Source organism: Flavobacterium kingsejongi (assembly GCF_003076475.1).
GTDB classification, from domain to species: Bacteria; Bacteroidota; Bacteroidia; order Flavobacteriales; family Flavobacteriaceae; genus Flavobacterium; species Flavobacterium kingsejongi.
In genome coordinates, this window is the sequence record NZ_CP020919.1 from 3,087,023 (window position 1) to 3,108,889 (window position 21,867).

Below are 21,867 nucleotides of genomic sequence, written 5' to 3' on the forward strand. Positions count from 1 at the left end.
AGCAGGTATTTGGCAGTCAGGGTAGGGGGAATCGGGAATAAAAAGGATTAACAGTAAATTTATTAGCGTTTCATATCCTATGTTGTAACTAATTTGTAATTTTACGCTCTTTTAAATATAATTTTCGTGGGAAAAAATAGCCATTTAGGACATAAGTTATCTGCAGCAGGATTATTGGTGACATTAGGAATTATTTTTGGGGATATTGGAACCTCTCCATTATATGTTTTAAAAGCAATCGTTGGTACCCATGACATCAAAGTCAATGAAATAAAAGGCGCTATTTCTGCCATTTTCTGGACACTTACCTTACAAACGACAATCAAATACGTTATTATCACGCTACAGGCCGATAATAATGGAGAGGGAGGAATCTTTTCCTTATATACCTTAATACGAAAAACCAAAGTGAAATGGTTGCTGTTCCCGGCCATTATCGGGGGTAGTACCTTACTGGCTGACGGGATCATCACACCACCGATTTCCGTTTCTTCTGCAGTAGAAGGGCTTATGGTCCTTAACCCGGAAATCAAGACCATTCCAATCGTTATTGTTATCATCACCTTATTATTCGGAATCCAGCAGTTTGGAACCAAATTTATCGGGAAGTTCTTCGGCCCTGTAATGTTCTTGTGGTTCTCCATGCTGGGGATATTGGGATTCTCCCAGTTATCACAGAATTTAGGAATTATAGAATCTCTTAACCCTTATTATGCTTACCGTTTACTGATCGACCACCAAATGGGATTCCTGATCCTTGGTGCCGTGTTCCTGTGTACCACCGGAGCAGAAGCGTTGTATTCGGATTTAGGGCATTGTGGTAAAGACAACATCCGCGTAAGCTGGATTTTTGTAAAACTAATGCTGATCCTGAATTACTTCGGACAGGGTGCCTGGCTGATCAGCCATCAGGGCAAGACACTGGAAGAAGTAGGCGTTAGCAATCCCTTCTTTGCCATCATGCCGGAATGGTTTGTACCTTTTGGAATCGGTATGGCAACATTGGCTGCCGTTGTAGCCTCCCAGGCAATGATCAGTGGTTCCTTTACCCTTATCAATGAGGCAATCCGCCTGAATTTCTGGCCTAAAGTAAAAATTAAATACCCAACGGATCTTAAAGGGCAGTTGTATATCCCGTCCCTAAACTGGATGTTGTGGGCAGGTTGTGTAATGGTGGTATTGTATTTTAAAGAATCATCAGGAATGGAAGCCGCTTATGGGCTTGCTATTGTAATGACCATGCTGATGACTACCTCTTTATTGAATTACTACCTGATCCTGAAACGTTACAATAAGTTTTTCATCATCATCTTTATCTCGACTTTTGCTATTCTGGAAACCGCATTCCTGATCGCCAACCTGCATAAATTCAAAGATGGTGGTTATATTACCTTACTGATTGCAATGATGCTGATGGCGACGATGTTTACGTGGTATTTTGCCCGTAAAATCCGAAACCGTTACCTGGTCTTTGTAAAACTTACCGATTACCTGCCGATACTGGAAGATTTGAGCCGCGATTTAAGTGTGCCTAAATATGCGACCCACTTAGTGTATTTAACCAGTGCCGACAACCGTCAGGAGATCGAATCGAAAATTATCTACTCTATATTAAATAAACAACCGAAACGGGCAGATATCTATTGGTTTGTACACGTACATGTGGTAGATGAGCCGTATACTATGGAATACAAAGTGAATGAGTTCATTCATGATGATGTTATCCGTATTGATTTCAGGCTTGGTTTCCGTATTGCGCCCCGTATCAACCTGATGTTTAAAACAGTGGTGGAAGATATGGTAAAAAAAGGGGAAGTGGATATCACAAGCCGTTATGCGTCACTAAACAAAAATAACATCATTGGTGATTTCCAGTTTATCCTGATTGAGAAATTCATCTCCTATGATAATGACCTGCCATTCTACGAAAAATGGATCCTGGATATCTATAACATCCTAAAGAAATTAGGACTTTCAGAAGGAAAAGCTTTTGGGCTGGATTCCAGTTCGGTCACGGTAGAGTCAGTACCGCTGATGATTACGCCATCGAAAGAAATCAGTATGAAACGCATCGAATAAAAAAAGAAAGCCTGTTGCAACGCAACAGGCTTTCTTTTTTAATAAATTAATTCTTCTACATTCTTCTTGATATTCTCTGCTATTTTCTGAGTTGGCAGGTCATTCGGATCATTGCCAAACGGATCTTCAATCTCTTCTGCAATCAGCTCCAAACTGGCTAATACATAAAATATAAAGACAACCACCGGAATAACATAATACCCCAATTGGAATACATAGCCAAAAGGTAGTGTAAGCACATAGGTAAAAATGAACTTTTTAATGAAAGCGCTATAGGAATAAGGAATAGGCGTGTTTTTAATCCGTTCGCAGGCACCACAGGCATCAGTAAAAGAACTGAGTTCTTTATTAAGGATAATCAGTTGGTCCCCGGATAATTTCTTGTCCAGATAGAGCTGGTTGATCTTCGCCAGCATTGTTTTGGCGATCTGGTTGGGTTTGTGCTGATAATGTTCTTGTGAAAGGGTTTTATCATCAAACAGCTCATGGCTGATCTCGGCACTTTTCAGGTGCAGGTTCAGGACTGAAGCATAGGCTGGGATTAACTTCCTGAAAAAATCCTTATCTGCTTTATCGGTAAGCATCACCGCGAGTTTTATCGCCAGGTTACGGCTGTTGTTCACCATCGACCCCCATAGTTTGCGGCCCTCCCACCAGCGGTCATAGGCTGTATTGGTTCGGAATACCAGTAAGAGGGAGATAACAAATCCCAGCATATTGTGCATGAGGGTAATGTTCTTTACATGGCTTCCGTTGGACAACTTCCAGTATTCGATTTCGAGGTAGGCAACACCGTAGGAATAGACTGCGATGCCGATCATCGCCGGAAGGAGCTTGCGGAATGTGTCGCCTTTATGGAACTGGAAAATAAACGAAAACCATTCTTTTGGATTGTAGGATATCATAAGTGGAAATATTAACTGATTGCAAATATAAAATAGATTTAATTAATTTAAATTTGCAAAATGTTTTTATGTTATACAATTTAACGCAGATAGTACCTTATTAAACGCATTCCAATGATTGAAATCCACAACGCTGAAAATGAAGATTATGCTGTTATCCGAAAAATTGCCGAAGCCACCTGGCCGGTAACATACGGTGCAATATTGTCCAAAGAGCAGATAGACTATATGTTCGACATGATGTACACCGTAGCCGTATTAAAAGAGCAGGCAGAAGTGAAAAAACACCACTTCCTGATCGCAAAAGAAAATGGCGAAGCTTTAGGATTTGCTTCGTATGAACTCCACTATGGGAACCAGCCGGTAACCAAAATCCATAAAATTTATATCCTGCCAACAACGCAGGGGAAAGGAATCGGTAAGTTATTGATTGATAGGATATCGAATGCTGCTATCGCAAGTACTGATTCGAAGCTTTCACTGAACGTAAACCGCTATAATCCGGCTTTTACATTTTATATTAAATCGGGATTTGAGAAAGTGGCAGAAGAAGATATTGCTATTGGGAACGGCTACCTGATGGAAGATTATGTGATGGAAAAACAGTTGTAACTAACTGATGTAATTCCAGATGTTTTTCTTTTTTGTCAGTTGGATATAGGTTTCGCGGGTATTGAGATGCTCGGGTAATTTCAACGCGGGATCTTTTTTGAGGATGGTCATGGCATAGTTGCGTGCCAGCATCAGGATATCCCGGTCCCGGACGATATCGGCAATTTGCAAATTCAGGATACCACTTTGTTGTTTTCCCATAAGATCACCAGGGCCCCTGAGTTTCAGGTCGACTTCGGCAATTTCAAAACCATCATTGGTAGCGGTCATAGTCTCCATACGGGTTTTACTGTCACTACTCAGTTTATGTCCTGTCATGAGTATGCAATAGCTCTGTTCCGCACCACGGCCAACGCGACCCCGGAGCTGGTGGAGTTGGGAGAGCCCAAAACGTTCGGCACTTTCAATAATCATCACACTGGCATTGGGGACATTTACTCCAACTTCAATGACCGTGGTTGCGATCATAATATTCGTTTTTCCCTGGGAGAAACGTTGCATTTCGGCATCTTTCTCCGCAGGTTTCATCTGTCCATGTACAATACTGATGCTGTACTGCGGAAGCGGGAAATCCCGGGAGATGCTTTCATAACCGTCCATCAGGTCTTTATAATCCATCGTTTCCGATTCATTAATCAACGGATATACAATATAGATCTGTCGTCCGAGGGCGATTTCATCTTTGATAAACTTCCATACTTTGAGTCGGTTGCTGTCAAAACGATGTACCGTTTGTATGGGTTTACGGCCCGGAGGGAGTTCATCGATTACCGAAATATCCAGATCGCCATAAAGGCTCATGGCCAATGTGCGCGGGATTGGCGTTGCAGTCATGACCAATATATGTGGCGGGATGGTATTTTTCTGCCATAACTTAGAACGCTGTTCGACACCAAAACGGTGCTGCTCATCGATAACGGCGAGTCCTAAATTCTGGAATTTCACTTTATCTTCAAGTAGGGCGTGGGTTCCGATGAGAATGTGAAGCGTGCCATTTTCGAGTTCCTCATGGATAATTTTCCGGGCTGCAGTTTTCGTAGAGCCCGTGAGTAATTTTATATTGATATTGAGCTCGTTTGCGAGTTCAGAGAGCCCCATAAAATGCTGATTGGCTAATATTTCTGTGGGAGCCATCAGGCAGGACTGAAAGCCATTATCGAGGGCAATGAGCATCGACATCAGGGCAACAATTGTTTTTCCTGAGCCTACGTCACCCTGTAGCAAACGGTTCATCTGGGCATTGCTGCCCATATCATTCCGGATTTCCTTAATCACCCTTTTCTGGGCATTGGTCAGTTCGAAAGGCAGGTGGTTCTTATAAAAGCCATTAAAATGTGCGCCGACAATCTCAAAGCTATGGCCTTTGATCTTGTTTTTCTGGATCATATTCTTCGCGATCAGCTGGAGCTGAATAAAAAAGAGTTCTTCAAACTTCAGCCGATACTGTGCTTTAGCCAGTAATTCCGGTGTTTGTGGGAAATGAATATTGAATAAAGCGAGGTTTTTGGGGATCAGCTTTAATTCTTCCAGTAAATAGGGCGGAAGCGTTTCTTTAAACAGCTGGTGTGTCTCCTGGAATAGCTGCTGGATCAGCTTGTTGATTACCCGGTTACTGATGCCTCTTTTTGTGAGCGTTTCTGTAGAAGGATATACCGGCTGCATCGCTGTCTTCAGGCTATTTTTATGTTCTTCGAGCAATTCCATTTCGGGATGTGCCATCGAATACTGATTGTTGAACGCGGTACATTTTCCGAAGATGACATACACGGTATTCAGTTTCAGGCTTTCGCGAATCCATTTATGGCCCTGGAACCACAACAGTTCCATTTCCCCGGTTTCATCGGCAAAAACAGCGACCAGGCGTTTGCCTCTTTTTTGTTCTACCGTTTTGATGCGGATTACTCGGCCAATAATCTGTACATCAGCATTATTATTCTGTAATTCATTGATCTTATAATAGCGGGTACGATCAATATAGCGGTTGGGGTAAAAATTAATTAAATCTTCATATTTATGGATACCCAATTCCTTACGAAGGAGTTCGCCCCGGTTGGGACCAACACCTTTGAGGTATTCTATAGGAGTCAGGAGCAGGTTATTCATGAAGATAGTTGAAAATGGGTTGTGGTATCAAAAAGCGAAGATAACTCTTAATTTGAAAACCTGAAAATGAGAATTGAAAATTGCGGTCAAGGCCATCTCCGGGAAATTAATATCTTTGGAAGGATTTTAAATATGCACGTACGATCCCAAAGTCCCATGAAAAATATCCTTACCATACTATTGCTTTTTAGCTCTATGCTAATGGGGGCGCAACAGCCCAATCCACAACTCCAAAAAGTCGATTTTCTGACAGCTACCGGAGCGATTAGCATCAACCCGGTAAAACAAAATGTTATAGGAAGCGCTTCGTATACTTTTGACGTAAAAAGTGCCATAGATACTATCCGGATGGATGCCGTAAAAATGACTTTCCAATCTGTGAAAATCAATGGAAAGGAAGTTTCTTTTAAAGAAAACAAAAAAGAACTATTGCTCTTCGAAGGTTTCCGGATAGGGGCAAATACACTGACATTTGATTATGAGGCTTTCCCTACACAGGCCATGTATTTTGTGAATTGGGGCTTTACGACAGCAATTGATACTCCCGAAGAAGTGCAGGGACAGATTTGGACACAAGGGCAGGGGAAATATACGAGCCATTGGTTTCCGAGTTTTGATGATGTAAATGAAAAAATGGTCTTTGGCCTTGATATTACTTTTCATAAAAGTTTTACGGTGCTTTCTAACGGGAAGCTTGAGAAAAAGATTGCTGATGGTGACAATGTCACGTGGCAGTACCGTATGCAGCGTCCCATGAGCAGTTATCTGCTGATGCTGGCGATTGGCCATTTTGAAAAGCAGGACCAGGTAGCGGCTTCCGGAATTCCGTTGGAATTGTATTACGAGCTACAGGACGAAAGTAAATTTGCTGCCACCTACAGGGACAACCAGAAAATATTCAATTATATCGAAAGTGAGATAGGGGTACCTTATGCCTGGGAAGTATACCGGCAGGTTCCGGTACGGGATTTCCTGTATGGCGGGATGGAAAATACCTCCGCAACAACGTTTACCAAAGATTATGTCGTAGATAATATAGGCTTTAACGACCGCAATTATACTAATGTGAATGCCCATGAGCTGGCCCATCAGTGGTTTGGGGACCTGGTTACAGCGGCATCGGGCAAAGACCATTGGCTGCAGGAAGGTTTTGCGACTTATTATGCTTTATTGGCGGAACGGGAAGTATTTGGCGAGGATTATTTTTCCTGGCAGCTGTATAATACCGCCCAGCAATTGCAAAAAGCGGCACTGACTGATACAATACCGCTCCTGAATCCCAAAGCCAGCACTTTATCCTTTTATCAAAAAGGCGCCTGGACATTGCATGCATTACGGGAAAGCATCGGACGGGAGAAGTTTAACCTGGCGGTAAAAAATTACCTGAATCGGTATGCCTACCAGAATGTGGTAACCGATAACTTTTTTGCAGAAGTGAATAAAGTGAGTGATTTTGATACCGATAGTTTTCGTAAATTATGGCTGGAGCAGGCGAAGTTCCCCGAAGCAGAAGCCAATCGCTTATTGCAGAAGAACGCTTTTATCAAAGAATACCTCGAGTTACAAAATAATCCTTTAGCCCTTGCGACACATCAGAAGCAGTTATTGAAAATCCTGAAAAGCAAAACCTATTATCCGATAAAAGAATTGGTGGTTTACCAGGTGGCGTCGGAGCCTTTTGAGAAAAAAGAAAAAATACTGCGCGCGGCATTGGATACCCGGGAAATTAAAGTAAGACAGGCAGTAGCGTCTACTGTGAATCCGGTACCAGAAAGTTTCCGCACTGCTTATGAAACCCTGTTAAAAGATGATTCCTATGTGACCCGTGAAATTGCACTGTTTACACTATGGAAGTCGTTTCCCGAAAAACAGCAACAGTATGTTGACCTTTCGCGGGACTGGATTGGATTCCAGGATCGTAACCTGCAATTTTTGCACCTGACGCTGGCTTTTGTCACTTCAAAAAGCGATAAAGAGAAATCGGAGATTTATAAAGATATCATTACTTTTACCGGAACGAATTACGAAGCCACCCTGCGCCAGAATGCGTTGGAAAGATTGCTAAGCCTTGAAATTTATACAAAAGATGTATTTAAAGGATTGGTGTTCGGACTGTCGAGCCATCGCTGGCAGTTTGTGAAATTTTCAAAAGATACGATCCGTGGACTGATCAAAACTGAAAAACACCGCAAAACTTTCGAGCAATTGTTACCCAATTTATCCTTTAAAGAAAAGACACAATTACAACGGCTGCTGGATGAGAAATAAAGCAGTTGATTAGCTTAAAATTATTAGACTATTTGTATTCAATCTTCCGTTCGGTTATTTCGATTTTCTGTTTTCCAGAAAGCGTTGTTTTTACTGTCCAGTTGCCTTGTATATCGTAAGTGTATTCATATTTTGTTTCGGGCGGGGTTACGCCATCATTAAGGTAGGCTCCCAATTCGGTTTCGCTGATTGTACTTCCTTTTTTGTCATAGCGGTAGGCTGTTTTTGAAACAAGGTTTTCAACGGTATTGTCTTCAGGATCATTCAGGTAATAGCTGTAGGTACTCATAAGGCCTTTATTATTATAGGTATACCGACCGATAGAAAATAAAACAGGAACAGGTACTGTTGTAGTATCTTTTGCAGGATAGTAGAGATAGGATTCTGCCCCGATTTGGTTGCCATTGGCATCGTAGCTGTACTTCTCTTGGGAATAGGGCTTGCCCTCCGGACCGAAAGCCCGCTGAGCGATTAACGTTCCTGCAGCATCATAATCATACCAAACGGTTAAAAGGGTTTGCGGTTGCTGTTTTTCTGCCTGTGCTGCTTCAAAATAACGTTTGTTGTGCGTTGTTACCGCTTTTTTTAGCCGCTTGTGTTCGTCGTATTCATACTGAAGGGCATAACAATCCGCATACATCCAGTTGGTATAGTTTCCGCTAATTTCCTGAGTAGCAATTTTTCCTGTTGGTGTAAAGGTAAATACAGAGGTGGATACTTTTATTGCTTCGGATGGAGTAGCCTGAGGTACCCTCTTTTTAGTTTCAGTCATTTTGACCACAGTTCCTTTTAGGGCATAAGCGGCCATGTTTGTTTTTGTCATTTGCTGGCTAAAAATGGGGCCTATGCAAAATAAGAGAAGGAACAATGCGGCTATTTTTTTCATGATAGAGAATTCTAAACTATAAATATTATAATGCGGTTATAGGGAAGTCCAGCTGTCTGGAAATCCATTGTATGCGATCGGCATGTTGCAAAGGAACGACCAGGAAAAGATAATCATCGCCTAAGGTATCATAATTGAATAATTTGAGCCCTTTGTGTGCCAATGCTTCCTGTGCATAAGGGAAAAGTTGCTGTCCGTACAATTCCTTTTGAGGCAGTTGCAGCCTGATTTCATGTCCTGCTAATTCACTAAGATGCATGGTGAGGTCTGCGGCATCAAACTTCCAGTCGGAGGAGACCTGTGGTATATGCCCAATTAGTGCCAGTGCTGTAAGCGGACCGGGCTCCAAAGTATCGGAATCATCGAGGTCCTCAATTTCAAAATCTAAGTCATCGTCCTCAAAGTAATCCGGGTTTTCTTTGATAAAGGCCACTGGGTTTTTATAAAGAGCCTGCAATTGAGTTGAAATTACGGCCACGGGTTCGGGAGCAAGTGGAATCAGGTAGCCTGCGAGTTCGGTGATCAGTTCCTTTTCTTTTCCAATATGGGCAAAAGCTTCCGGTACAGGATAGCCTGTGGGTATTGCAATGGATTTTTTTAGGAATAAAGCATACAAGGCAGTATTGAGGTTTTGTAGCGCAATACGATTACTTTCGGAAGCGATGGTATCCAAATGCAGGGCTTCATTAACTTCGGTCACTATGTTTTCAACATCTGGATTTTCATTATAAAGCACTTTAATTCCTGTATCAGTCGAAAATAAAAAATAGGTTGTCATGCACTGATTTTGATAGTTTTCCTGTAGTGTTGGTATCGGAACCGGAAAACGTACCATAATCCCATAGTGCGAAATCGGAGTGCCTATTTTAGCGAGTAGGCGTTCAAAAAAAGGTTGCGCTGCTGCTGCTTTTCCTTCTCCAAAGATCAATTCGGCATTGTTTCCAAAACTTGCCAGATTCAGCCATCCTACCGAAGCATAATCCGGTATGCCGATTATATGGAGTAGTGTTTCAGTATTCTGGCTTAGCAATAGTGTGGTTACCGGATCAAAATTCTCCGGGGTAACGAGCAAACTGTTTTCTTTAGGATTAGTAGCGTGGGTTTTATGAAGCATCATACCAAATAGGAGAGGGATTATTTTTTTTAGCATTTTGAACGGTACTGTTGTGTACGAATTACGAATGTTACGGTCTGTAATTCTTAGACGGTTATGGCAAATATAGTCCGTTATGGAATAAATAGAAAGCGGTAAATGTTATAACGGACTTAAAAAATACAGCTATCGTTTTATCTCAGGTAGTACAGATTAAAAAAGCCTTCCGGTTGGGAAGGCTTGCTATAAAAGTTGGGTGCGGATTAAAAAAGCTGTGACACATCGTTTCGGATGTAGGCGAGGGCAGCGTTGCTTGGGGACTGTTTTTCCAGCAGTTCATTCAGCACGGTTTCCCGTAAGGAATCTGCATTGTCTACTTTTTCATTCCGTCCTGCTTTGCGAATCATTTGTATGGTAGCATTTTTAGCAGTAACAATAATGGTCCAGCATTCATCGGTCATATAAATCTGTTGGGTGAGGTTGTGCTCGAATTCCTGTTCGATTTGGGCAATGACAAAATTTTCATAGCTATTTTTATCATTCGATTCCGGGGTAATGCGAATCAACAGTTTCGAAGGATTAATGCGCTCCAGGAATAAGGTTAGCCTTTCATACGCTTGCAGGCGCAGGGGCAGGGCATCTTTTTGGGCCTCCTTTTTCAGCAGGTAGCGGCGGCGTCCTTCTTCGTTTTGGGTGTGCAGGTTAAAAAAGTAATAGGCCACAAGCCCGGTTACAATCGCAGGAAGGGTATACGCCAGTAATTCTATAATTTTAGTGGTATTCATAGTTTGTTTTGTTTTAGCACAGCAAAAATAGAACTTTCGTGCATTTACCATCATCAAAACGCTATATTTTTTAATTAATTGTACGGGATTACAATTCACTTTTAAAGCAAAATTATTTACACAAATCGATTTCTGAATGTTATAAATGTGTTTTAAAATTTTGAATAAAACGCCTATATTCGGCCCCAACAACAATTAATTAACCGAAATCTTATGAAAAAAACTTTACTATTGTTAATCCTGTGCCTACAGGGGCTTTTCAGTACTGCACAACAAACGACGCTTACCGTTTTTAATGAAATATTATTCTATGACGGGTATGCTGGCGTGGTGAGCTTCCCGGTTCCGGAGGGTGTGATCCGCCATCGGAATGACCTCTATGCCAAAAAACTGACAGATGCACAGTTGGCTGCTTTTGGAACCACCCTAACGGCAGACGTAACTATTAAAGCGGCTTGTGATAACTACGACCGTATTGGAAATGTCAATCTGGCTTTTGTACCGAAAGGTGCCACCACGTATGTGCCTTCTGAAGTGCAACGTATTGAATTGGGGCGTTTTATCACTCCTTTTATGAACAAAAATATAGCTCCTACCCAGGTGCCTTATACTTTTAATGTGGATAATATCGCAAAAATACTAAAAGATCCAACGATACTGGCGGCTTATGATATCTGGGCGGAACTGGAGGTTTTTGGAGTGCCTTATGCGGCACAAACCCAGGTAAGCGGCTGCACTGGTCGTAATGATGTTTTCTATGGCACACTGAAATTGGTATCCAACAGCGAAACACAATCTGTTGTCCCTTCTTTCCTGTTGCCTCTAAACTTTAAAAAGGATCTGAATAATTATGCTGCCGGTGCAAGTGATGCTGTAGGCCAAACGGTACGAACCATTACTTTTACGCTATCAGAACAAGTGCTTAATGCAAAAATGTACCTGATCACGTCCAATCATGGCGCCAATTCCGGTGGGGAAGAATACAATAGGAGACAGCACAATATCTTTGTAGATGACGTATTGAAATTGCAATATACACCAGGAGGGCTTTCCTGTGAGCCTTTCCGAATGTTTAATACTCAGGGTAATGGTATCTATGGTCCGGTACCGCGGACACTGGCTACCTGGGCTTCTTTTAGCAACTGGTGCCCGGGTGATGTAATCCCGATTCGTACCATTGCTTTAGGCGATCTTGCTCCGGGAGTTCATACGTTTAAAATCACAGTTCCTACTGCCGTATTTGCGAACCAGGAAGGGTATATCCCGGTTTCCGTTTACTTGCAAGGAGTGAAATATTCTTTGGGCACTGAAGAATTCAACACTACTACTTTTAGCCTTTATCCAAACCCAACCAATGGGCAGGTGACCATCCAGTCTGAGGAAGCGGTAAAAAGCGCTGTGGTATATAATATGCTTGGACAGCAGGTATGGAAAGGATCAACGAAACAAATTGATCTTTCTGGCAGCCAGCCGGGCGTGTACACTGTTCAGATTGAATTCGCAAACGAACACAAAGCGACTCAAAAAATCGTTCGAAAATAATAAAGAATAGAATACCCGATAAGAAGCGGCCGTCCATTATTTTGGAGGGCCGCTTTTTTTATTCCGGAAGCCAGGAACCTACTTCGATTATGGACTGTATTTTACTGCACCATTTCATACATGCTAACTTCAAAATTCTTATTTTTGCATCTAAATCAAAAAAATGCAAATTCAGAATTATATCAGCCAGCTTAATGAAGCCCAACAGGCACCGGTACTCCGTAAAGATGGGCCGATGATTGTAATTGCGGGTGCAGGATCCGGTAAAACAAGGGTGCTTACCATTCGTATTGCCTACCTGATGAGCCTGGGTGTAGATGCTTTTAATATATTATCACTCACGTTTACCAACAAGGCGGCGCGGGAAATGAAAAAAAGGATTTCGGATATTGTAGGATCCAGTGAGGCGAAAAACTTATGGATGGGGACTTTCCACTCCATCTTTGCTAAAATTCTACGTATCGAAGCCGACAAATTGGGATATCCCAGCAATTTCACTATCTATGATGCACAGGATTCCGTAAGGCTTTTGGGATCTATTATAAAGGAGATGCAGCTGGATAAGGATGTCTATAAACCCAAACAGGTATTTAGCCGGATTTCGTCCTATAAAAACAGCCTGATTACAGTTAAGGCCTATTTTGACAATCCCGAACTTCAGGAAGCAGATGCGATGTCCAAAAAACCGCGTATGGGGGAAATTTACCAACAGTATGTAGAGCGATGCTTTAAGTCGGGCGCAATGGACTTTGATGATTTATTGCTAAAGACCAATGAGCTGCTGACGCGTTTCCCTGATGTACTCTTGAAATACCAGGATCGTTTCCGGTACATATTGGTAGATGAGTACCAGGATACGAATCACTCCCAGTACCTTATTGTACGCGCGCTTTCCGATCGTTTTCAGAATATCTGTGTGGTTGGGGACGATGCACAAAGTATCTATGCCTTCCGTGGGGCAAATATCAATAACATCCTGAATTTCCAAAAAGATTATGACAATGTAGAGATGTTCCGTCTGGAGCAAAACTACCGTTCCACCCGTAATATTGTGGAGGCAGCAAACTCTATTATTGATAAAAATAAAACCAAACTGGACAAAATCGTATGGACTGCCAATGATGATGGCCCTAAGATTAAAGTACACCGCAGCCTTACCGATGGGGAAGAAGGACGTTTTGTCGCTTCTACCATTTTTGAGGAAAAAATGAACAACCAGCTGAATAATAATCAGTTTGCAATCCTCTACCGGACCAATGCACAATCACGTGCTATGGAAGATGCCCTGCGAAAACGCGATATTCCCTACAGGATCTATGGAGGGCTGTCGTTTTACCAACGTAAGGAGATCAAGGATGTATTGTGTTACCTGCGGTTGGTGATCAACCCAAAGGACGAAGAAGCCCTGGTCCGTGTGATCAATTACCCGGCAAGGGGAATTGGAGATACCACAGTAGAAAAGCTGACCATAGCTGCCAATCATTACAAGCGTTCGATCTATGAGGTGATGCAGAACATAGACCGTATCGATTTGAAGCTGAACACAGGGACTAAAAACAAGTTGAAAGATTTTGTGACCATGATCCAGAGTTTCCAGGTGATCGACCAGAACCAGGATGCTTTTTACCTTGCCGATCATGTTACTAAAAAGACCGGATTGATCCAGGAGCTGAAAAAAGACGGAACACCGGAAGGTATTGCACGTCTGGAGAATATTGAAGAGTTGCTGAATGGTATCAAAGATTTCATTGATGGTCAGAAGGAAATTGACGGTGCCCGTGGCGCTTTGTCTGAATTTATGGAAGATGTAGCACTGGCAACCGATCTGGACAATGATACCGGTGATGATGACCGTGTGGCGCTGATGACAATTCACTTAGCCAAAGGGCTTGAATTTCCACATGTATTTATTGTAGGAATGGAAGAAGACCTTTTCCCGAGTGCGATGAGTATGAGTACCCGGAGTGAGCTGGAAGAGGAGCGACGGTTGTTTTATGTTGCCCTAACCCGGGCAGAGCACCAGGCTTACCTGACTTATGCCCAATCCCGCTACCGTTGGGGGAAACTGACGGATTGTGAGCCTTCCCGTTTTATTGAAGAGATTACAGAACACTTCCTGGATTATATGACGCCTATGGAAGGATCCCGATACAAACCTATGATTGATATTGATATTTTTGGGGATGTAGATAAGTCCAAATTGCGTTTGGCAAAACCAACGAACGGGACACCGCCAAAAAATTATAGCAACGATGAGCCGCTTTTTTCATCAAATATTCGTAAATTGAAGCCTATGGACGGCAGCAGTCCGACAAAAGGCAGTATTTCGGAAAGCAAACTCAACATTGGCAATATCGTACTTCATGAACGTTTTGGAAAAGGGCAGGTGGTGAATCTGGAAGGTGTCGGTGCCGATAAAAAAGCAGAAATCAAATTTGAAGTAGGTGGCCTTAAAAAGCTACTGCTGCGCTTTGCCAAGCTGGATGTTATAGCATAGCATAAAAAGAAAATACCAATCCCCAAAAACAATCTATCATGGCACAATTTATAAAAATATATCCCCAAAATCCCAACGAGAAAGAAATTGCCAAAGTGGTGAAAGTACTCCGGGATGGCGGCCTGGTGATTTATCCTACCGATACCGTTTATGGTTTGGGATGTGATATTACCAACACCAAAGCATTAGAGAAAATAGCAAAGATCAAAGGCATCAAACTGGACAAAGCCAATTTTTCATTCATATGTCATGATTTGAGTAATATCTCCGATTATGTGAAGCAGATTGATACCAGTACCTTTAAGTTGCTCAAGAGAGCCCTGCCAGGGCCTTATACTTTTATTTTGCCAGGCAATAATAACCTGCCAAAGGAATTTAAAAAGAAAAGTACTGTCGGGATCCGGGTACCCGATAACCCAATCGCCCTTGAAATTGTAAAAGTATTAGGGAATCCTATTGTTTCCACTTCAATCCACGATGATGATGAAGTACTGGAGTATTCCACCGATCCGGAATTGATTTTCGAAAAATGGCAAAATATTGTTGATTTGGTTATTGATGGCGGTTATGGTGATAACCAAGCTTCTACAATTATTGATTTGTCCGAAGGGGAACCTGTTGTGATCCGGGAAGGAAAAGGCAGTATCGATATACTATAGTAGCTGCTATATATAAAAAAGGTTGCCTGTTTAAATTCAGGCAACCTTTTTTTATGGCGAATGATGGCAGGGCACATCACCGTGTAGTTGTATTTAAATAAATAAATGTTCACTTTCATCTCCATACCAATCTTCAAACTTTAAGTCAGAAAGCCAGTTGTCAGTAGTGTTTTTGGTATAAAGATCTTCGTCTTCATCGCTATATCCGTTAGAATAGTCGTGTGCGTCTTCTTTGGTTGCTTCTTTTTTAAGAATAATATAACCCAGTACGGCTGCCATGGAGGCTGCGGCTATACCAGCAACTAAAATCTTAGAAAAATTCATAATGTCTCAATTTATGGTTAGGTATAAATAGGGCTTCTCACATGTAATCCCCGGACTGAAATTAATAATAAAAACTCAAATCTATATTGATTTTAGTATAAATTTAGTAAATGATTTTTAAAATTATTAATTATGTAATGTATACTTTTATTAGAGGGTTAAAAATGAGGATTATGCTGAAAATTATGTATTTTTAATTTATGATTTCCCCAGGATTATCAGTATTTTGATAGTATTTCGGCAGTAGTTCAAATGTGGAAACGGATAAAACAATTGTGTTTAATTTTCCTACTGCAAACTAATTATTTATATTTGTCACTTCATAAAAATAAAATCAACAATAATATGAAATTATTAGAAGGGAAAACCGCTATTATTACCGGTGCCAGTAGAGGTATTGGCCGTGGCGTTGCTGAAGTTTTTGCAAAACAGGGCGCTAATGTCGCTTTTACATATAGTTCTTCTGTAGAGTCCGCTAAAGTATTGGAAGCAGAACTTATCGCGTTAGGGGTTAAAGCCAAAGGATACCAATCCAATGCTGCTGATTTCACAGAAGCACAGACATTGGTAGAAAATGTTATCGCTGATTTTGGTACGATTGATATATTGGTGAATAATGCGGGAATTACAAAAGATAATTTATTGATGCGTATTTCCGAAGAGGATTTTGATAAAGTTATTGAAGTCAACCTGAAATCAGTTTTCAATATGACGAAAGCTGTGCAGAAAACATTCCTTAAACAAAGAGCCGGATCCATCATTAATATGAGTTCTGTGGTAGGGGTAAAAGGAAATGCAGGCCAAACGAACTATGCTGCTTCTAAAGCCGGGGTAATTGGATTTACAAAATCGGTTGCACTGGAGTTGGGATCCCGTAATATTCGTTGCAATGCTATAGCTCCCGGATTTATCGAAACAGAAATGACCGGAAAACTGAATGAAGATGTTGTACAGTCCTGGAGGGATAATATTCCATTGAAAAGAGGAGGAACTCCGGAAGATGTAGCGAATGTATGTGTATTCCTCGCAAGTGATATGTCTGCTTATGTAACAGGGCAGGTATTAAATGTAGACGGTGGAATGCTGACCTAATAAAAAAGAAGTATTTAATTTAAAAATGACACTATTATAATGGCAAAAAGCACCATAGTACTGATTTTACTTTCGATTCTGATCGCTTTTGCCCTGTCATTTTTTCAATATTATTATAAAGCCAAAAGCAGGAGCAAAGTGCAACTGCTTTTGGCTTCTTTTCGTTTTCTGAGTATTTTCGGAATACTCCTGTTAGTGATCAATCCCAAAATAAGCAGGGAAACCTATCGGGATACTAAACCGCCTCTGGCAATCGTAGTCGATAACTCCGGTTCCATTACCTATCTTGAGCAGGACAGCCTGAGCCGTTCGCTGGTAAAAAAGATAACTGAAAATAAAGCATTACAGCAAAAGTATGACATCCATACCTATGCCTTTGCGACTGATTTTGAAAGTGTGGACCAATTCACTTTTAAAGGTACCCAAACCAATATTGACCAGGCTGGAAAACAACTAAAAAGCCTCTATAAAAATAAAAAATACCCTACCGTATTGCTTTCCGACGGAAACCAGACTATAGGTTCGGATTATGTATATGGTTTTGATGCTGAAAATGCCGTATTTCCAATCGTTTTAGGAGATACCATTTCCTACCTTGATGTAAGGATCAGTGGTCTCAATGTCAATAAATATGCTTTCCTCAAAAATAAATTCCCGGTTGAAGTCCTGCTGCAATACAATGGCAAAAAAGTGGTAACAGCAGACTTTATAATTCAACAGGGGGGTGCGGTGCTGTACAAACAAAAAGTAAATTTTTCACCACAGAATAAGTCGGCGGTACTGCAGGTAGTATTACCTGCCGATAAAGTAGGGCTTCAGGTTTTTAAAGCCTCGGTACTCCTGGCTGAAAAAGAAAAAAACACCTATAACAACACGAAAAATTTCGCGGTAGAAGTAATCGATCAAAAATCGGAAATAGCCATTATTTCTGAAATCAACCATCCGGATATCGGGGCGCTGAAAAGGGCGATTTCTGCGAATACACAACGCAAGGTTACAGTACTACAGCCCAGTGCAGTCGAATCTTTGCAGGACTATAATGTGTTAATTTTTTATCAGCCAACCGCTGCTTTTAAAACGGTATTTGAAAAAAATAAAGTTGCTGGTATTAATTCCTGGGTAATTACCGGACTTTCGACGGATTACAATTTACTGAACCAGTACCAGGATGTGATTGGATTTAAAATGACTTCCCAAAAAGAAGATTATACTGCTGCCTATAATGCCCAGTTTAATCTTTTTGCGCTCGATGACATCGGGTTTGAAGGTTTTCCGCCACTGCAAAATGGGTATGGTACCTTAAACCTAAAGCAAAAAGGAGAAGTGCTGCTCAGTTCCAAAGTGCGTAATATTGATACAAATGCCCCAATGCTGGTCTTTACGGAGAATCAGTCCAGGCGTAATGCTTTCCTGTTAGGGGAGAATATCTGGAAATGGCGCCTGCAATACTATGTGGATAAAAAATCGTTTGAAGGCTTTGATATTTTTATTGACAAAACAATACAATACCTGTCTTCGGCGAATTCCGGGAAAAGGCTGGTAGTCCATCACGAAAGTTTTTATAATTCCGGCGATGCCATTACCATTGCTGCTGAATACTTCAATAAGAACTATGAGTTTGATGACAAAGCCCGTTTGTCTATTACAGTAACCAATAAAAAAAGTAAAGCGGTTAAGAATTACGATATGCTAAAGGGCAATAACAGTTTTCGGGTGAACCTCGATGGTTTTGCAGCCGGAGCGTATGCTTTTACTGTAAAAGAGCTGAATTCGAATACCGTGTACAGCAGCCATTTTGAAATTTTGGATTTCGATATGGAAAAACAATTTGTAAATCCTGATGTACCACAACTCCAGGCTCTTTCATTGGCTACCGGAGGTAAACTCTATTATCCGGGTCAGGCAGAAGAGCTGATCACAAGCCTTTTGGAAAATGAGCAATACCAAACCGTACAAAAAGCGATCGTGGAAAAAAAGCCGCTGATTGATAGTGTGTTGCTGTTATTGCTAATCGCTTTGCTGCTGGCGGCAGAATGGTTTGTACGCAAATACAATGGCATGTTATAGTGCTTTCTTAAGATTCGCTTAAATCTCGGAATGCGAATCAATTTTAAAGGTAATGCTACGTTAATTTTGTAATAGCAATTACGTAACATTATGACATTTAAAGTACCTGGGTTTGCACACTTATCCAAACGTTTTTCACTACTTTTTAATTTTATCAAAGGTTTTATTCTCTTATCCTTTCTGCTGAGGATTGCCTTTTTTATATGGCAATATGATGAAGTCTCCTGGAATATCTTTGCTATTTTCCGAACGGTGCTTACGGGTGTCTTTTATGATTTTGGTGTAAGTATCTTTATTGCTTTTCCGGGGATAGTGTATCTGCTGTTGTTTCCAAATAAATTTATAGGCTCAATTGTCGATAAGGTATTGGTCTTCTTTTTCTTTGTCCTGACGATTTTTATATTGGTTTTTACTTTTTTTGCTGAAATCACGTTCTGGGATGAGTTTAAAAATCGTTTCAATTTTATCGCTGTCGATTATTTGATTTATACCCATGAAGTCGTTAAGAATATCCAGGAATCCTATCCGTTGCCGTTATTGATCTCCGGTGTAGTCGGTATTACAGCATTCATTGTATTTTTATTTTATAAATGCGGATCATTTCGCGATACCTTTACTGCCAAAGCACCATTCAAGCAGCGTACCGTGGTGTTCCTATCGGCTTTACTGATTGTTACCGTCTACATTTCATTTGTTACCAATAAAGATGCGGAGTGGTCGTCCAACCGGTACAACAATGAGATTTCAAAAGCCGGAATTTATTCTTTTTTTGCTGAATTCCGAAACAACCAGATGAAGTACGAGGATTTTTATACCACCTGCGACAATCAGGAAGCCTTTGGTATTGTCCGGGATAAGATTACTCAAAAAAATAGCACATTCCTAAAAGACGATTGGTCCATTCGCAGGACAATAACGGATACCTTACCAGAAAAAGTAATACAGCCGAATGTAGTGTTTATCCTGATGGAAAGTATGAGTGCTAATTTCATGAAGGAATTCGGGAATGATAAAAATATCACACCGAATATGGATGCACTGGCGCAAAACAGTATTTTCTTTTCTAATTTATTTGCAACCGGAACCCGTACCGTACGCGGAATGGAAGCGGTCACTTTATGCATTCCGCCGACACCGGGACAAAGTATCGTCAAACGTCCGGATAATCATAACCTGTTTACCGTTTCCAGTGTCTTCCAAAAGAAAAACTATAAGAATAATTTTTTCTATGGAGGTGATGGCTATTTTGACAACATGAACAGTTATTTTGGAGGTAATGGCTTTACAATTTACGATCGTGGCCGTGGCAGTGTGCTTAGTGATGATATAAAGACCGTTAGGCATAATATTGAAGACAATGAAGTGACCTTTGAAAATGCCTGGGGTATTTGTGATGAAAACATCTATGACAAAATGCTGAAAGTAGCCGATGCGCATTACCAGAAAAAAGAAGCCTTTTTTAATTTTGTAATGACAACTTCAAATCATAAACCGTATACGTATCCGGACCATACCATTGATATCCCTTCGGGAACTGGCAGGGATGGAGCGGTGAAATACAATGACTATGCTTTTGGAAAAATGATGGAAAAAGCACGTACCAAACCATGGTTTAAAAATACTGTATTTGTTATTGTGGCAGACCATTGTGCCAGCAGTGCCGGTAAGGATGAAATTGATATTAAAAATTACCATATTCCGGCTTTCATTTACAATTTACCGGGCGTTGCCAATCAGAAAATAATGCAGCAATGTTCCCAAATAGATTTATTTCCAACATTATTTTCGCTTTTACATTGGAATTATGAGTCTAATTTCTTTGGAAAGGACGTTTTTGATAAAAAATTTGAGCCTCGTGCCTTTGTGGGAACTTACAGAAAATTATCTTTGCTGAAAGGGGAAAAGGCGATGATTTTGTCAGATCAGAAAAAACAGGCATTTTATGCTTGGAATAAAGAGACGAATGACCTCAAGCCACTCCCAATGGACAAAAAATTTCTGGATGAAGCCATTTCCTGGTATCAGACAGCAGATTATTTATTTACAAACAAACTGCTTAAAGAATGATTTATTTACATTTTATTGTAAATCCGATTTCGGGAAAAGGAAAACATACAATAACCAAAGAGTATTTAGATACTTATTTTTTAGAAGGCCAATATAAGATACGGGTCGACTATTCGGAATATAAAAAACATGCGGTGCTGCTCACCCAAAATGCGATAGCTGAAAATCCGGATGTGATTATCGCCTGTGGTGGTGATGGCACGATCAATGAAGTTGCTTCCTGTTTGGTGAATACCAGTATACGTTTGGGAATTATTCCTGTAGGATCCGGGAACGGCCTGGCTTCAAATCTTAATATTCCCAGGAATATAGAGCAGGCATTAGCGATTATACGTAAGCAAAATGAGCAGGCAATTGATGTAGGCAAGATCAATGACAGGTATTTTTTCAGTAATATGGGATTGGGTATAGATGCGCTGATCATCCGGAAATACGAATGTTTTGAAAAACGAACCCTGAGCGCTTATGTGAAAGCATCGCTTAGGGCGAGTGCTGAATTTAAACCGCCAAAAATGATTGTGAAGTGGGCAGGTCAGGAGAAGAAGGTAGTTCCCTTTTTGTTTTTTGTGTCTAATTCCAATGAAATGGGGTACAATATGAGCCTTACGCCAAAAGCGAGCCTTTCGGATGGATGGCTGGATTTATTGATTGTATCTAAACTTAATATCGCACAGAAAATGATGTTTGGTACTTTGGTGCTGCTCAATAAAACGGATAAATTCAAAAAGGCAGAGCGATTTTTGGTCAAAGAACTGGAGATTGTACTTCCGGAAGCTACGACGGTTGACTTACAGGCTGATGGCGAGTATTATCATCTTGACAATAGTACAATCAGTGTGGCGGTATTGGAAAAAGCCTTAACAGTACTGGTGGATTCAAAGTTATAAT

At 40.9% G+C, this 21,867-nt stretch carries 16 protein-coding genes; 10 read left to right on the forward strand and 6 right to left on the reverse strand.

The window, feature by feature from the left end:
• The first annotated feature begins 120 nt into the window (after positions 1–120).
• On the forward strand, positions 121–2,079 hold the full coding sequence (locus tag FK004_RS13885) for a KUP/HAK/KT family potassium transporter (RefSeq protein WP_170108582.1): 1,959 nt from the start codon (positions 121–123) through the stop codon (positions 2,077–2,079).
• A 38-nt stretch (positions 2,080–2,117) separates the two neighbouring features.
• On the opposite strand, the gene FK004_RS13890 is transcribed toward FK004_RS13885, so the two are convergent.
• On the reverse strand, positions 2,118–2,984 hold the full coding sequence (locus FK004_RS13890) for a bestrophin family protein (protein ID WP_108737803.1): 867 nt from the start codon (positions 2,982–2,984) through the stop codon (positions 2,118–2,120).
• Between the two features lie 114 nt (positions 2,985–3,098).
• On the opposite strand from FK004_RS13890, the gene FK004_RS13895 reads away from it, so the two are divergent.
• Positions 3,099–3,596: a GNAT family N-acetyltransferase gene (locus FK004_RS13895; protein WP_108737804.1), complete on the forward strand. Its 498-nt coding sequence runs from the start codon at positions 3,099–3,101 to the stop codon at positions 3,594–3,596.
• Here the strand turns inward: FK004_RS13895 and recG are convergent, their stop codons facing one another.
• Positions 3,597–5,699, reverse strand: coding sequence for an ATP-dependent DNA helicase RecG (gene recG / locus FK004_RS13900; RefSeq protein ID WP_108737805.1), 2,103 nt, complete (start codon positions 5,697–5,699; stop codon positions 3,597–3,599).
• Between the two features lie 156 nt (positions 5,700–5,855).
• On the opposite strand from recG, the gene FK004_RS13905 reads away from it, so the two are divergent.
• A complete protein-coding gene (locus FK004_RS13905; protein WP_108737806.1) occupies positions 5,856–7,967 on the forward strand; it encodes a M1 family metallopeptidase in 2,112 nt (703 codons plus the stop codon).
• A 28-nt stretch (positions 7,968–7,995) separates the two neighbouring features.
• Here the strand turns inward: FK004_RS13905 and FK004_RS13910 are convergent, their stop codons facing one another.
• From FK004_RS13910 to FK004_RS13920, 3 genes are all read right to left on the reverse strand, one after another.
• Positions 7,996–8,853, reverse strand: coding sequence for a hypothetical protein (locus tag FK004_RS13910; protein ID WP_157956115.1), 858 nt, complete (start codon positions 8,851–8,853; stop codon positions 7,996–7,998).
• 25 nt (positions 8,854–8,878) lie between these two features.
• Positions 8,879–9,970, reverse strand: a complete 1,092-nt coding sequence (locus FK004_RS13915) for a DUF6630 family protein (protein ID WP_108737808.1) — start codon at positions 9,968–9,970, stop codon at positions 8,879–8,881.
• 239 nt (positions 9,971–10,209) lie between these two features.
• Complete coding sequence (locus FK004_RS13920) at positions 10,210–10,731, reverse strand: DUF7935 family protein (protein ID WP_108738850.1); 522 nt, start codon at positions 10,729–10,731, stop codon at positions 10,210–10,212.
• Positions 10,732–10,944: 213 nt separating this feature from the next.
• Here FK004_RS13920 and FK004_RS13925 point away from each other — a divergent pair, with 213 nt between their 5' ends.
• The 3 genes from FK004_RS13925 to FK004_RS13935 all read left to right on the forward strand — a co-directional run bounded on the left by FK004_RS13925 (position 10,945) and on the right by FK004_RS13935 (position 15,429).
• The gene (locus FK004_RS13925; RefSeq protein WP_108737809.1) at positions 10,945–12,273 is read left to right on the forward strand and encodes a peptide-N-glycosidase F-related protein; all 1,329 of its coding nucleotides are present in this window, start codon (positions 10,945–10,947) and stop codon (positions 12,271–12,273) included.
• Between the two features lie 169 nt (positions 12,274–12,442).
• On the forward strand, positions 12,443–14,770 hold the full coding sequence (locus tag FK004_RS13930; protein WP_108738851.1) for an ATP-dependent helicase: 2,328 nt from the start codon (positions 12,443–12,445) through the stop codon (positions 14,768–14,770).
• 38 nt (positions 14,771–14,808) lie between these two features.
• Entirely contained in the window at positions 14,809–15,429 is a 621-nt protein-coding gene (locus tag FK004_RS13935) for an L-threonylcarbamoyladenylate synthase (RefSeq protein WP_108737810.1), read from the forward strand.
• Between the two features lie 93 nt (positions 15,430–15,522).
• Here FK004_RS13935 and FK004_RS13940 read toward each other — a convergent pair whose 3' ends face one another.
• The gene (locus tag FK004_RS13940; RefSeq protein WP_108737811.1) at positions 15,523–15,753 is read right to left on the reverse strand and encodes a hypothetical protein; all 231 of its coding nucleotides are present in this window, start codon (positions 15,751–15,753) and stop codon (positions 15,523–15,525) included.
• A 345-nt stretch (positions 15,754–16,098) separates the two neighbouring features.
• Here FK004_RS13940 and fabG point away from each other — a divergent pair, with 345 nt between their 5' ends.
• The 4 genes from fabG (at position 16,099) to FK004_RS13960 (ending at position 21,866) form a co-directional block, all read left to right on the forward strand.
• Positions 16,099–16,845: a 3-oxoacyl-[acyl-carrier-protein] reductase gene (gene fabG, locus FK004_RS13945; RefSeq protein WP_108737812.1), complete on the forward strand. Its 747-nt coding sequence runs from the start codon at positions 16,099–16,101 to the stop codon at positions 16,843–16,845.
• Between the two features lie 39 nt (positions 16,846–16,884).
• Positions 16,885–18,912, forward strand: coding sequence for a hypothetical protein (locus FK004_RS13950; protein ID WP_108737813.1), 2,028 nt, complete (start codon positions 16,885–16,887; stop codon positions 18,910–18,912).
• A gap of 90 nt (positions 18,913–19,002) precedes the next feature.
• Positions 19,003–20,979 (forward strand): LTA synthase family protein, encoded by a 1,977-nt coding sequence (locus FK004_RS13955; protein WP_108737814.1) that lies wholly within the window; start codon positions 19,003–19,005, stop codon positions 20,977–20,979.
• Entirely contained in the window at positions 20,976–21,866 is an 891-nt protein-coding gene (locus FK004_RS13960; protein ID WP_108737815.1) for a diacylglycerol/lipid kinase family protein, read from the forward strand. The genes FK004_RS13955 and FK004_RS13960 overlap by 4 nt, the downstream gene beginning before the upstream one ends.
• The last annotated feature ends 1 nt before the right edge of the window (position 21,867 follow it).

Bases quoted from the DNA above. Each gene is read 5' to 3' on its own strand.
- FK004_RS13960 (WP_108737815.1), top strand. From the start codon at position 20,976: ATGATTTATTTACATTTTATTGTAAATCCGATTTCGGGAAAAGGAAAA.
- recG (WP_108737805.1), bottom strand. From the start codon at position 5,699: ATGAATAACCTGCTCCTGACTCCTATAGAATACCTCAAAGGTGTTGGT.
- FK004_RS13895 (WP_108737804.1), top strand. From the start codon at position 3,099: ATGATTGAAATCCACAACGCTGAAAATGAAGATTATGCTGTTATCCGA.
- FK004_RS13905 (WP_108737806.1), top strand. From the start codon at position 5,856: ATGAAAAATATCCTTACCATACTATTGCTTTTTAGCTCTATGCTAATG.
- FK004_RS13920 (WP_108738850.1), bottom strand. From the start codon at position 10,731: ATGAATACCACTAAAATTATAGAATTACTGGCGTATACCCTTCCTGCG.
- FK004_RS13940 (WP_108737811.1), bottom strand. From the start codon at position 15,753: ATGAATTTTTCTAAGATTTTAGTTGCTGGTATAGCCGCAGCCTCCATG.
- fabG (WP_108737812.1), top strand. From the start codon at position 16,099: ATGAAATTATTAGAAGGGAAAACCGCTATTATTACCGGTGCCAGTAGA.
- FK004_RS13925 (WP_108737809.1), top strand. From the start codon at position 10,945: ATGAAAAAAACTTTACTATTGTTAATCCTGTGCCTACAGGGGCTTTTC.
- FK004_RS13910 (WP_157956115.1), bottom strand. From the start codon at position 8,853: ATGAAAAAAATAGCCGCATTGTTCCTTCTCTTATTTTGCATAGGCCCC.
- FK004_RS13955 (WP_108737814.1), top strand. From the start codon at position 19,003: ATGACATTTAAAGTACCTGGGTTTGCACACTTATCCAAACGTTTTTCA.
- FK004_RS13950 (WP_108737813.1), top strand. From the start codon at position 16,885: ATGGCAAAAAGCACCATAGTACTGATTTTACTTTCGATTCTGATCGCT.
- FK004_RS13915 (WP_108737808.1), bottom strand. From the start codon at position 9,970: ATGATGCTTCATAAAACCCACGCTACTAATCCTAAAGAAAACAGTTTG.
- FK004_RS13890 (WP_108737803.1), bottom strand. From the start codon at position 2,984: ATGATATCCTACAATCCAAAAGAATGGTTTTCGTTTATTTTCCAGTTC.
- FK004_RS13935 (WP_108737810.1), top strand. From the start codon at position 14,809: ATGGCACAATTTATAAAAATATATCCCCAAAATCCCAACGAGAAAGAA.